General features: G+C 71.4%; 7 protein-coding genes. 4 read left to right on the top strand and 3 right to left on the bottom strand.

Annotated features, from left to right (window positions below; translation table 11 throughout):
- Positions 1 to 114: 114 nt before the first annotated feature.
- Positions 115 to 1,209, top strand: coding sequence for a hypothetical protein (locus IPG72_02485; protein ID MBK6767899.1), 1,095 nt, complete (start codon positions 115 to 117; stop codon positions 1,207 to 1,209).
- A 71-nt stretch (positions 1,210 to 1,280) separates the two neighbouring features.
- Here the strand turns inward: IPG72_02485 and IPG72_02480 are convergent, their stop codons facing one another.
- Positions 1,281 to 3,551, bottom strand: coding sequence for a hypothetical protein (locus IPG72_02480; protein ID MBK6767898.1), 2,271 nt, complete (start codon positions 3,549 to 3,551; stop codon positions 1,281 to 1,283).
- A 475-nt stretch (positions 3,552 to 4,026) separates the two neighbouring features.
- On the opposite strand from IPG72_02480, the gene IPG72_02475 reads away from it, so the two are divergent.
- The 3 genes from IPG72_02475 (at position 4,027) to IPG72_02465 (ending at position 12,120) form a co-directional block, all read left to right on the top strand.
- A complete protein-coding gene (locus IPG72_02475; GenBank protein MBK6767897.1) occupies positions 4,027 to 6,234 on the top strand; it encodes a hypothetical protein in 2,208 nt (735 codons plus the stop codon).
- An 86-nt stretch (positions 6,235 to 6,320) separates the two neighbouring features.
- The gene (locus IPG72_02470; protein ID MBK6767896.1) at positions 6,321 to 9,926 is read left to right on the top strand and encodes a cobalamin-dependent protein; all 3,606 of its coding nucleotides are present in this window, start codon (positions 6,321 to 6,323) and stop codon (positions 9,924 to 9,926) included.
- Positions 9,927 to 10,137: 211 nt separating this feature from the next.
- The gene (locus IPG72_02465) at positions 10,138 to 12,120 is read left to right on the top strand and encodes a hypothetical protein (GenBank protein ID MBK6767895.1); all 1,983 of its coding nucleotides are present in this window, start codon (positions 10,138 to 10,140) and stop codon (positions 12,118 to 12,120) included.
- Here the strand turns inward: IPG72_02465 and IPG72_02460 are convergent.
- Entirely contained in the window at positions 12,117 to 12,677 is a 561-nt protein-coding gene (locus tag IPG72_02460; protein ID MBK6767894.1) for a CDP-alcohol phosphatidyltransferase family protein, read from the bottom strand. The genes IPG72_02465 and IPG72_02460 overlap by 4 nt on opposite strands.
- Positions 12,674 to 13,321 carry an AAA family ATPase gene (locus IPG72_02455; GenBank protein ID MBK6767893.1) on the bottom strand — a complete coding sequence of 216 codons (648 nt, stop codon included), beginning with the start codon at positions 13,319 to 13,321 and terminating at the stop codon, positions 12,674 to 12,676. The genes IPG72_02460 and IPG72_02455 overlap by 4 nt, the downstream gene beginning before the upstream one ends.
- Between the last annotated feature and the right edge of the window lie 68 nt (positions 13,322 to 13,389).

Here is a 13,389-nt window from a genome sequence, read left to right as displayed (position 1 = left end):
TTGTGTTTTCCGGACCCGTTCACGCCTCGGTGACGGTCCGCATTCGGCCCGCCGCACGACGCCCGCCGCATTCTCGGCGCGATCTCGCGCCCAACGGTGGAGCTGATGCACACGATGTCTCGTGCAACGAACCCGATCGTCGATCCGCGCGACTTGGACGCGGACGACCTGGACTCGATCGAGCTGAGCGAGGACTACTTCCCGCCCGACCGCCGCGGCCACCGCGCCGCATCCGGCGGCCCGCGCAAGCCGCGGCCGTCCGACGAGGTCGTGTTCGCCAGCCTGACGGACGTGAACGGCGCGTCCTTCGATACCGCGCCGATGACCTACAAGCCGGCCCGCTTCGAGGAGGCGTGGCTGAACGAGGCGCTCGGCCCGTTCATCCACGCCGCGCTGCTGACGGACGTCCTGCGGCTCGTCAAGGGCGGCAAGGAGGCGAACGTCTACCTGTGCGCGGCGCACCCGAACCTGGGCATCGACCGCGTCGCCGCCAAGGTCTACCGCCCGCGGCGGTTCCGCAACCTGCGCAACGACAGCCTGTACCGCCAAGGCCGCTCCGACCTCAGCGCGGACGGCAAGAGCCTGGTGCGCGACCGGCGCGCCCAGCGGGCGATCAGCAGCGGCACCGCCGTCGGGACGGCGATGCGCTTCCACTCCTGGCTGGCGCACGAGGTCGAGACGCTGCAGCGCCTGTCCGCGGCCGGCTGCGACGTGCCGCGGGTCTTCGGCAGCCAGGGCCAGACGATCCTCCTGGGCTACGTCGGCGACGCGCGGGACGCCGCGCCGACGCTGTCGCAGGTCCGGCTGCGGCGCGGCGAGGCCGAGCCGCTGTTCGACGTCGTCGTACGCAACATCGAGACGATGCTGTCGCTCGGCGTCGTCCACGGCGACCTGTCGGCCTACAACGTCCTGTATTGGCAGGGCGACGTGACGCTCATCGACTTCCCGCAGGCTGTCGATCCGTTCGAGAACCCGGCCGCCCGCCGGATCTTCGACCGCGACGTGGCGCGGGTCTGCCAGTACTTCAAGGCGCAGGGCGTGGCCGCGGCGGGCGATGCGGCGGCGTTGGCCGATGCGATGTGGACGCGGCACGTGATCGTCGACGCGTTCAGCGAGCCGTATCACGGGCACGCGGCGGCGTTTGGGGACGGTGACGATGACGGCGACGGGCGGCCGGGTAAGGGTGAACGATCCAAGGATGGACGATAGACGGATGCAGATGGGCGAACGGGCGCGACGCCGCGGCCACCCCGCGGCGCCGCGCCCGCTCCTGGCCCTCGTCAGTGCTGCCAGGCGGCGTTGTTCACCCACGGCAGGTAGATCGTCCAGCGGCGGGTCGCTTCGGTCGGCTCGGTCGTCGGGTCGGCCGTCCGTTCGGGCGACGGCGTGGCCGTCGGCACGGGGGCCGTCGGCGAAGCGGGCGAGGGCGTCGCGGTCGCGAGCGGCTCGCCGGGCAGGTCGACGCCGGGCTGGGGCGACCACGGTGCCGGCGTCGGCGCGGCGCCGTCTGCGCGCAGGACGAGCGCGCCGCACTCCCACGCCGGAGCGACGGCGCCGTCGGGTGTGGGCAGCCAAGCGGTGACCTGGCAGCGCGTTTCGATCCGCTTGATCAGCATGAGCCCGCCGGCGGCAATGTCGAACAGCGATAGCCCGACGTCCGTGCCGACCCAGAGTCGTTCTTGCGAGGCGTCCGTGAATCCGAAGCCGGACCGAAGTCCGGCCACGGGCTCGCTGGCCACGTTGCGCGGTTGAAGTGGGTCGGCAATGTCCCAGCGGCGCACGGTTCCGCCGTGCAATGTGAACACCGTGTCGCCCGCCGCGCGGACGTGCACGAACATGGGCGCGTCCGCGACAGCCGGCATCGAAAGGGTCGCCAGCGGATGCCAACCGTCCGCGCGGCGCTCGAAGCCGATCGCGGCAGTGGTCGAACCGAACCAGACGCGCTGGCCGTCCACCGCCGCGATACCGAAAGGCATGTCCTCCGGCTTCACCGGGAGGCGCCCGTCGAACGGCCCGATGACTCCGTCCTTCAAGACTGCGGTGCGCACGCGATCGCCGGCGGGAACGACGACGAGCGTCGGAGCTCCCGGTGCGAGCGGCGGCAGGACCGCGATACCCATGCCTGAGGTCACACGCGCGCGCTTTGAGTCAAGTTGCCATGTTCCCGACACGAGCGAGGCGACCCCGACCTCGAGGTCCTGGCCGGTGTGGGCGGCGAGGACGAATCGGCCACCGAAGGCCTTGATCGCTTGCACTTCGGACGGACTCTGTGCCTCCACCAGCGTCGGCAGCGGCGTCCGCTCCACCCCGTCCGCCCTGGCACCGAGCACGCGCGCCTGCCACGCCTGCCCCCAGTTGCCGCTCAGCCCCACCAGCGCCCCGTCCTGCGTACTGCCCGCCACGATGTCGGGGCCGAGGTCGATGGCCGACACGCCGCGCAGGCCGCCGTCGGGCGTTGCGCCGCCGTACGTTCGCAGCCCCCCGCCGACGAGGCCGACCGCCACGCCGGCGTCATCGATCCAGGCGCTCTCGATCCAGCGCGGGAACGAGACGCTGGCTTGGATCGTCAGCGGTCCGGTGGGCGGAATGCGCACGACGTGGGTCAGCGAGTGCGGGATGTCGCACGTCACGATCGCCCGGCCGCCGCCGGCCACGAGGCTCAACGGACGGCACGCGATGTCCAACTGCCGCAGGGCGGACCACGCGGGCTGGGCGGCCGCATCGTGTACCGTCAGCCCGACTCCGTTGGCGACGACGACGCTGCCGTCCACGACGGCGATCTCGCTGCCGTGAGGAATCGCAACCTCGACCACCTCGTCCGGCAGGGACGGGGCGTTCGCGCCGTCGGGCCAGATCAGGAGCCGCCGCGCCGGTGCGCCGGCCGTTTGGGCCATGACCGCGGCCACACGGCCGTCCTCCGCGGCGAGATCGTTGACCTGGCCGCCGATCGACATGAGCTCCCGCGGCGGGTCGCTGGCGAGATCGTAGACGACGAGTCCGTTGCCCGTATGACCGACCCAGAGCCGATCGCCCGCCAGCGCGACGCGGTTGGCGGCTTCGTGCGCCGGGATCATCGTCACAACGCGCGGCGCGCGCGGGTCGGCCACGTCTAACACCGCGACCCCGCCCGTCCAGAGCGCCACGGCCGCGCGGTCGCCGTCGACCGCGAGGTCGACGGACGGGCCGGCGAGCACCGGGCTGCGGCCGACGAGCGTCGGCGCCGCACCGTGCCAGCCGTCGACGACGAGCAGGCGGGCGCCCTGGGCCACGTAGAGCCGGTCGCCGACGCCGACCATGGCGCTGATCGGGCCCCACATCTGGTCGACGACGGTGAGGGACTCGGGGGGTGGGGTCTGCGCAACGACGGTGCGTGCCGGCCACGCGCCAAACATGGGCAGGGCGGTGAGGGCGGCGAGGGCGGCGGCTGCGGCGATTCCGCGAAGCGGGCGACGGCACGACGCGGGTCGACATCGGATCAGCACGCGTCGGGATGGAGCGGGCGGCATGGGCTGGCCGAGCTGGCTATGCGGAGTGATCTGGGCGGGCTGCATCGGGATCGTCCTCAGGGGAATGGGCTCTCATGGTGTGCGATCGTCCGGCCGGACACACCCCATGACAGCGCACGCCGGCTCGCGGCGACAAACCCGTCACCGCGCCACGGTCGGCTCCCCGCCCGCTCTGATGACGTCTGGATCGCGTGCTCCACCCCCGCTCGCCACCGCCTTCACCCACCGCGACCACCCCGGCTCCGGCGTGAACCCCAGCGCGTCGTTGATCGCCCGCATCCCGGCGGCGTCTGAAACGCTGGCGCAACGCCCGCCGTAGTACGCTGCGGTCACGGCACCGACGGCAACCCACCGACTCGCCGTCCTGCCGCGTGGTGGGACGATCGCGTCGCCGGCATTCGGATGCGACGATGATGCACGACCGCACACGAGGAGTACGGATGACATGGCAGCGACCTCGACAGCGCCCGCATTGCGCGGCCCTCGCCCATTCGCCGCGGGCCGCCGGTGGGCATGGGCCATGGGCATCACGATCACGCTCGGCGCCACCAGCATCGCACCGCGCACGCCGATCGGCCGCCCGCCGACATCCGTCCGCGCACAGCAGGCCGCCGACGCAGCACCGCTGACCCTCCGCCCGATCGCGCACCGCGGAGGCGGCCTGCGCGGCTTGGCCGTCGACGGCGATGCCGTGTACGTAGGCGAAGGTCCGGACGTCATCGTGTTCCGGGCGGAAGCGGGCGGTCAGCTGACGGAGGTCCGCCGCGTCGAGTTGCCGGATGTCGTGTTCAGCCTGGCGATCGCACCCGAGGCCGACCGCCTGTACGCCGCGGCCAACAACACCGTCTACGCCCTGTCGATCGCCGATCGGCGGCGGCCAACGGTGATCGGCCAGGCAGGCGTTCCCGTGGACGGCCAGAGCCAGCTGGCCGCGAGCGGCGAGGTGGCATACGCGCGCCTCACGGATATGCGCAATCGCGGTGCGCGCTGCGTGGTGGCGGTCCGATTCGCGGAGTCGGAATCGAACGGCGCGGCCGGAGCGCCGGCGTGCGTGCCCGGTGGCGAGCCGTTCGATTCGAGCACGGATCGAATCCTCGTCGGCGATGGGGTATTGGCGCTCGTCAACATCGAGTCGTGGTCAGACGCGGCGCCGCCGATCGGGCTCTTCGACATCGCCGACCCGCAGCGGCCGCGCTTCGCACACGCGATCGCGGTCGGCGATTCGTCCGTCGTCGCGGCCATGGCGGCCCGGCGGTTGTGGGTGCTGAGCGACGAAACCTCCGACGGGACGCACGTCCGCTCGTTCGACGTGTCCAATCTGGACGTAGAGCCGCCGCTGATGGCGCACTGGGTCGAGCCTGAGGGGCCCGACCACGCCGCCGTGTGGAACGGCGAGATATGGCTGACCGCGCTCGGTGGTCTCATCGCCCTGGATCCTTTGGCCACCAGCGCGCCCGACAAGCCGAAGCGGCGATGGATGACGGCCTGTACCGCCATCGCCAACCCGTGGGGCAGCATCGCGCTGGGTGGAGGACACATGTACACGCTGAACGAGCAGTACTTGGCGGCATGCGTGGTGCCTCCGGATGATCGACACGCGACGGACGAGGAGGCCACTTGGGTCTGGTCTCCCGTCCAGCCCGAACGCGTGGCCGCCACCGGCGGGCGGGCGTTCACGGCTGGAGTGTACGGCACGCTTTTGTCAAGCCACATCTTCCGCTCACCGGCGAACCTCGTGGCAGAAACGCGATGGAGCACACAGGCTGGGAACATCCGCGACATTGGTGCCAATGACACGCACGTCTTGGTCGCCCTCGAGAGTCGCCTGGTCGCAGTACGCCCGTCCTTGGACACGCGCGAGCCGGCGGGCGAGTGGGACGTTCCCGGCCCGTCGGTCGCCGGTGGCACGTTCGGCAAGCACCTCGCGGTCGCCGGCGGCCGCGCCGTCGTCCTGCGCGACGCGGCGCTGCATGTCGTCGATCTCACCCGGCCGGACGCCCCGGCCGCGCGCGTCCCGGCCGACTGGCGGCTCGGGCGTGCGGTCGCGTCGACCGGTAATCTCGCCTACGTCGCGGCCGGCGGCCGAACGATCAGCGGCGCACCGCAGCAGTTCGCGCCGCACGTCGTCGCCTACGACCTCGCCGCGTCGCCGCCGCGCAAGCTCGGCGAGGTGGAGCTGGCGGACCGCCTCGGCTGGACGCCGGTGGGCATCGCCGTGGCGGGGGCGCAGGTGGTCGTGGCGCTGACCGACGCCGAGCGTACATCGGCCGAGGTCGTGGTTCTGGACGCCCGCGATCCGTCGCGGTTGGCCGTCTCAGGGCGCAGCATCCTCAGCGCGGCCGGCGACGGCGACGTCGACGTCCGGGCAGTGGCCGCATCCGAGGGTGCGGCGATCATCATCGGGCATCATCGGGCGGCTGCCGCGCCTGACGCGCCGGTGGATGCGCCGGCGCCGGTCCGGCGCGGGGCGGTATGGGTCATCGATGTCGGCCAGCCCGACGGGCCGGTCGTGCGCGAGCGGCGATCGGTGGCCGGGTGGCCGAACGATGTCGTGATGGACGGCCGTGACGTCATCGTTGCCGCCGGTCCCGGCGGTCTGCAGCAGTTCCGGCTCGAGGCGCCTGGCGAACCGCCGCCCCGTGTTTGGCGCCTCGTACTACCCTGGCTCGCGCCGGGTGTACGTGAGGTTAGGGGAGCGCCGCGGCCAATCCGCGTGACCGGAGGGTGAGGGGGGAGAGGGCCTCTTCGGCAACATCCACCACGTGGTCTACCATACGCGCCTGCAGACCGCCCACCGCCCGAGGATCGACGCCGATGAGCGCACCAGCAACGCCCGTTGCCCCAATCCACGTCGCCACAGCCGCCCACGGCGCGTCCGCCGCCCCGACCCCCACCCCAACCCCCTCGCCCAACGGCGTCCCCGCGCACGAGCCCTACCACCCCCGCCACAAGCTCCGCATCGTCACCGCCGCCAGCCTGTTCGACGGCCACGACGCGGCCATCAATATCATGCGCCGGATCCTGCAGGCATCGGGCGCGGAGGTCATCCACCTCGGGCACAACCGGTCGGTGCAGGACATCGTGGACGCCGCCATCCAGGAGGACGCGCAGGGCATCGCCTTGTCCAGCTACCAAGGCGGGCACATGGAGTACTTCAAGTACGCCTACGACATGCTCGCCGAGCGCGGCTGCGGCCACATCCGGATCTTCGGCGGCGGCGGCGGGACGATCATCCCCGAGGAGAAGCGCGAACTCGAAGCGTACGGCATCGCGGCTATCTTCCACCCCGAGGACGGGCGGCGGATGGGGCTGCAAGGGATGATCAACGAGGTGCTGAAGGCGTGCGACCACCGCGCCGTCGACCTCGGCGTGCCGACGGTGGACGCCGTCGCTGCGCTGGACGCCGGCGATTGGCCGGCGATCGCACGGCTGATCTCGGCGGCCGAGAGCGCGACGGGCGGCGACGTCGGCAGCGGAATCGACGTCGGGGGCGACACGGGCGTGCCAACGTGGCCCGCGCTCTCGGCCGCGATCGACGCCCGCATCGCAGTGGTCGCCGCCTCGCGCACCGTCCCCGTCGTCGGCATGACCGGCACCGGCGGCGCCGGCAAGAGTTCGTTCACGGACGAGTTCGTCCGTCGTTATGTCGAGGACTTCCCGGACCATCGCGTCGCGATCCTGTCCGTCGACCCGACGAAGCGGTTGACGGGCGGGGCGCTGCTCGGCGACCGGATCCGGATGAACGTCCTCTCGTCGGGCCGCGTCTACATGCGCTCACTCGCCACTCGTTCGAGCGGCAGCGAGATCTCGGCGGCGCTGGACGATGCGATCCGGATCGCGCGGGCGGCCGGGTTCGACCTGATCGTCGCCGAGACGAGCGGGATCGGGCAGGCGGACGCCGGGATCATCGGGCTGTGCGACGTGGCGGTGTACGTCATGACGCCGGAGTTCGGGGCGCAGACGCAGCTCGAGAAGATCGAGATGATCGATCTGGCGGACATCGTCATCGTGAACAAGTACGACAAGCCCGGCGGCGAGGACGCGCTGCGGGACGTGCGCAAGGCGTATCAGCGCAGCCACAACCGCTGGCACGACGCGCCGGACAGCATGCCCGTCTACGCCACGATCAGCAGCCACTTCGGCGACCCCGGCTGCAACACCGCCTACGCGCGCATCGTCGAGGCGCTGGCGGCGAAGGTGCCGGGCGCCCACATCGACCCCGCCGCCGGCCGCTTCGCGTCCCATCGCACGACCGGCCTGCCCGACCTGGCCTACATCATCCCGCCGCGCCGGGCGAACTACCTCCTGGAGATCAGCGAGACCGTCAAGCGCTACAAGGCCCGGGCGCGCGACGAGACCGTGATCGCCGACGACCTGTGGGCGCTGCGCGTCGCCATCCGCCACTTCGTCGGCGGCCCGGACCCGGCCGTCGACCCTGCCGCGCTCGAGCCGTTCGGCGCGGCGGCCGTCGAGGCGGCACCCGCCCACATCGGCCCGCTGATGGCGGAGTTCGACGTGCTCCTCGCCAAGCTCGCGCCGACGTCGCGCCAGCTGCTGGCCGACTGGCCGGCGACGCGGGCACGCTACCGGGCGCCTGAAAACCGCTACACCGTGCGAGGGCGCGAGATCGTCATCGAGAACACGACCGAGAGCCTCAGCCATACGCGCGTGCCCAAGATCGCCCTGCCACCTTACGTCGACTGGGGCAACGTGCTCGCATTCCGCTTGCTCGATAACCTCCCAGGCTTCTTCCCGTACGTCGCCGGCGTCTTCCCGTACAAGCGCACGGGCGAGGACCCGACACGGATGTTCGCCGGTGAGGGCGGGCCGTGGCGGACGAACAAGCGGTTCCACTACCTGTCGCGGCACGCCGATGCGAAGCGCCTCTCGACGGCGTTCGACAGCGTGACGCTGTACGGCGAGGACCCGGACCCGCGGCCGGACATCTGGGGCAAGGTCGGCAACTCGGGCGTCTCCATCGCCACCGTCGAGGACATCGAGGCGCTGTACGCCGGCTTCGACCTGTGCGACCCACGCACGTCCGTGAGCATGACGATCAACGGGCCGGCGCCGACGATCCTGGCGTTCTACTTCAACGCCGCGGTGCGCCAGCAGCTGCGCAAGAAGTTGAAGGCGGAGGGGCGGATCGAGATCAGCGACGCGGACTGCCTCCAGCCGATGGGCGGCGGGCATCGGTTCCGCGACCTGCGGGAGATGATCGGCGACGACGAATACGACGCGCTTGTCGACGCGACGGTGGCGCAAGTGCGCGGCACGGTGCAGGCGGACATCCTCAAAGAGGACCAGGGCCAGAACACGTGCATCTTCAGCACGGAGTTCAGCCTCAAGGTCATGGGCGATGTCCAGCAGTGGTTCATCGACCACGACGTCCGGAACTTCTACTCGGTGTCGATCAGCGGCTACCACATCGCCGAGGCCGGCGCGAACCCGATCAGCCAGCTGGCCTTCACGCTGTCCAACGGCTTCACGTTCGTCGAGTACTACCTCTCCCGCGGGATGAAGATCGACGACTTCGCCCCGAACCTCAGCTTCTTCTTCTCGAACGGCATGGACCCGGAGTACGCCGTCATCGGCCGCGTGGCGCGCCGGATCTGGGCGACGGCGATGCGCGATCTGTACGGCGCGAACGAGCGCAGCCAGATGCTGAAGTACCACATCCAGACCTCGGGCCGCAGCCTGCACGCCCAGGAGATCCAGTTCAACGACATCCGCACGACGCTGCAGGCGCTGCTGGCGGTCTACGACAACTGCAACAGCCTCCACACGAACGCCTACGACGAGGCGATCACGACGCCCACCGAGGAGAGCGTGCGGCGCGCGATCGCGATCCAGCTGATCTTGAACCGCGAGTTCGGCGTCGCCAAGAACGAGAACCCGAACCAGGGCTCGTTCATCATCGACGCCCTCACCGACCTCGTCGAGGAGGCCGTCCTGGCCGAGTTCGAGCGGATCAGCGCCCGCGGCGGCGTCCTGGGGGCGATGGAGCGCGGGTACCAGCGCTCGAAGATCCAGGAGGAGAGCCTCTACTACGAGGAGCTGAAGCACTCCGGCGCGCTGCCGATCATCGGCGTGAACACGTTCCTGCCGGTGGTCGACGCCAAGGGCGACGGCGCCGCGGACGGTGTCGACGGGGAAAGCGACGGTGCGAAGGTCGCGGTGACGACGATCGAACTCATGCGCTCGACGGACGAAGAAAAGGCCGACCAGCTGGCGCGCCTGCGCGACTACCACGCCCGGCATGTGGACGGGCGAGACGCGGCGGTCGAGCGGCTGAAGGCGGCGGCGATCCGGCAGGACAACGTGTTCGGGGAGCTGATGCGGGCGGTGGAGACGCTCTCGCTCGGGCAGGTGAGCCGGGCGTTGTACGAGGTGGGGGGACAGTACCGGCGGAACATGTAACCAATCCGCCGCCATGCGGCCGTGTGACGTCCATGTAGGGGCATCGCGATGGACGTGGGCATCGCGATGGACGACACGGCCGAAACACGGTGGTTTGGTGTAACGCGGTCGCGCCTACCATCGATGCCGCTGCGCCGCCATCCGAGCGGCAGCCGGCCGGCTGTCCTAACCCCTCCGACGCCATTCCCGCAACGCGAAGGACGACGCTCCCATGACCGACCACGACCCCGCCGCCTCCCAGCCGATCGCCCGCCCGGTCGCCCCGCCCGTCGCCCCACGCCGGCGGCGGGCCATCGCCTGGCTCGCCGCCGCGACGGTGATCGGGCTGGCCGCCGTGCAGTTCGCCGTGATCGAAACCGACGACATGGAGGCCGGATGGCGGGTCCCGACGTGGCGAAGGCACGATTACATGACGTTCGACTACGGCCAGGTGGAATTCGCCGAGCCGCTTGACGACCGCCCCACCCTCCCGTTCCACGGACCGGTCGCGTTGGCCGTCCGCGCGCCGTTCTGGTTGCGGCGCGGCTTGGAGGCGCGGGTCCGCGACGACGTGCAGCGGCTGCTGCCGGACGCGGAGATCACCCGCGCCCCGCTGCCCGCGCCCGGCGATCGGATCGCCGCGCCGATCGTCGTCGTGGACGTCCGCCGCACCCGATGGTGGTGGCTGCCGTTCACCGGGCGGATCGGCGCGGACGCCGTCGTGGTCGCGCTGGACCCGGCGGCACCGTTCGAGTGGCCGAGCGATGCGCAGGACGTCGAGCCGCCGTGGTTCGTCGGCCACGGCCGGATGGGCGTCGAGCTGCTCCACGGGAAGATCTACGAACGGCAGGGCTTCGCGCTGCCGGGGGCGGACGTCGCCTTCCTGGTGGACAAGCTCGCCAGCGGCCTGGCGAACGCGCTCGTCGGCATGCTTTCGCCGCAGGAGGGCAGCGGTCCGGTGTTCGAGACGATGCGGACCCGTCGCCCGACGCTGGCCAGCGTCCTGGCGGCGGACCTGGCCGGCGGATCATCGGGCGACGCGACGTCGATCGTTTCCGACGGGGTGACGAACGAATCGCCCTGCACGGGCACGACGGACACGATGCGTCTCTTCCGCGATGCGGACGGCTGGCATCAGACCATCTTTCTGGAAGGTCGAAGCCAGGTGAGGTGCCGGTGGCGGTTCCGGCTGCACAACCTCGGTCCGCGGACCGTCACGGCGCTCGAAGCGGGCGGTGGGTTCAACGGTAGCTGGCTCGATGTCGAGCGCTGGCAGTGCGCTGAGCCCGGCGGAGCGCCGGGGCCGTGTGACGCGCTATCCATCGGGCCGGGCGGCGCGGTCGACGTCGAGGTCGACGCGCGCCTCACAGGCTGTGACTGGCTGGATTCCTCCAGTTCGACGACCGTGGACCTCTTCGCCGCGGCGGCGGTTGGCGACGGCGCCGACAAGCAGCAGGTGCCGCTTCACACGCAGCTGTACATCGAGGGCGCGCCGAACGCCGACTGCCGGGAGCGCGGCCCGACCGCGGCGGCCATGACGCGCGTCCTCGATGCGATCGACGCGCATCGAGCCGCGGGCGATCTCGGTCCCGCCGCTGCCTCTGCCCGCCTGGATCGCGCTTCGGCGCGCTACGAGTCCTCGCTCGACCGCCCGGTCGCCGCCTCCACGAGTCCCCTGGACCACGCGCGCATCGCCGCGTTCAGCGTGATGATCGGCACGCAACCCTGCCTCGGCTTGGTCGACTTCTCGCGCACCCATCGGTCCGGAGCGTTCGAGGACGCGCCCTTGGCGGTCGCCCTGCGCTGCCGATCGGAGGGCGATCCGACGCCGCCGGGACCGCTGGGCTTGTGGGTGGCCACGACGCCCGACGTCTACGGGTTCCGCGGCGTCGCCGCGTATGCCGTTCGCGACCTGTCCGGCATCGACGGTAGCTGGCTAACGCTCGAAGGGGGCGCCGAACTGATGACCGGTTGGACGGCGGACCCGGCGGGCGAGGTCCGCGACGGGTTTGCATGCGGCACGATCGATGATCCGTCGGGCGGGGATGGCGGCGACACGGCGCCGGTGGCGCCGGCGGGCGAACCGGGGGCCACGTTGAACTTCGTTGCACTCGACGAAGATGGCGGGCCGTTCGAGACGGCACCGGGCGTCGGCCTGCCGTGGGCCGAGTGGTGGCCGGTCAGTGCCAGCGAGAGGAGTGATCCTGCGCCCTAATCGTTGCCAAGCGGCCCGCGCAGCGGGCGCAGGCCGCGCCGCGCCTTGATCAGCTCCCGCAGATAGTCCCCCGCCGCCAACACGCTCAGCCCGCCCGCCACCGCCGCTGTCCCGTCGACGAGCGTCACGAGGCCCGGCGCGGCGACGACGAGGATGCCGAGGGCGAACACGGCGGCCGTCGTCGCCTTGCCCAGCGGGCGGGAGGGCATGCGGCGGAAGCCGTCCCAGCGGCGGTGGACGGCGACGGCGGCGGCCGCGGCGGCAACGGCGAAGTCGCGGGCGAGGACGGCGGCCAGGAGCCACGGGTTGAGGACGCTGTCGTGCCAGGCGACGCCGAGGATGGACAGGGTGAAGAGCTTGTCCGATACGGCGTCGAGCAGGCCGCCGGCCCAGGTCTCGGCGTGGAAGCGGCGGGCGATGCGGCCGTCGAGGAGGTCGCTGGCGGCGCCGACGGCGACGGCGGGGAGGCGGAGGGCGGTGTCCAAGAACGGGTAGGCCGCGGCGAGGGCGAGTCGCAGGATCGTCAGCGCCGTGACGATGACGATGGCCGGCCTCACCGGCCGGGACCGCCGTTCCAACCGGCGATGAGCGCCTGCAGCATCCCGAGCGCCAAGCTGAGCTTGCCGAGGAACGAGTCCGAGTGCGGCACGAACAGGAAGTGCGGGTGCTGGCTCCAAAGCTCGCGCAGCCGCGCGTCCAGGACAATCGCGTACGCCTCGTCCTCGACGCGCGTCGGGTTGCCGCCCTCGATCGACTGGCCGCCGACGGCCGCGGTCTCGAAGAACAGGACCGCGTCGTAGCGCGCCAGCTCGGCCTCGAGGGACGAGTGGACGGCCTCGAAGAAGCCGGGCCGGCTGTCATCGGGCCAGTAGGCCGCGCCGTCGACGGTGCCGCGGTCGCACAGAAGGACGCGCTTGGGGTAGCGCGCGGCCTGCACGTCCTCGATGTTCCGCTGGACCTCGTAGATCGCCCGCTGCACCGCCCGCCGCGCGTCCGGCTGATCGCTGCGCGGAAAGCCGCCGCCGAAGAGCATCGTCGCCGCCTCGGGCACGACGACGACGCGCTCGCCGATCTCGCGCCGGAGCAGGTCGGCGGCCGTCGTCTTGCCGCCGCCGGGGCCGCCGGTGAGGACGATGCGGAAGGGGTCCTTGTGGCGGGGGAGGGGTGCGGGGGGCGGGGCTGAGGGGGCACGGGTGGGCAATCGGAGCTCCTGACGACGTGCGTAGCGACGGTTCGCAACCGCATTGGATGCGTGCGCGACGATAGCCC

Source organism: Candidatus Avedoeria danica, from assembly GCA_016703025.1.
Classification (GTDB): Bacteria; Chloroflexota; Anaerolineae; order Epilineales; family Epilineaceae; genus Avedoeria; species Avedoeria danica.
This window is presented reverse-complemented; position numbering and strand designations above follow the sequence as displayed.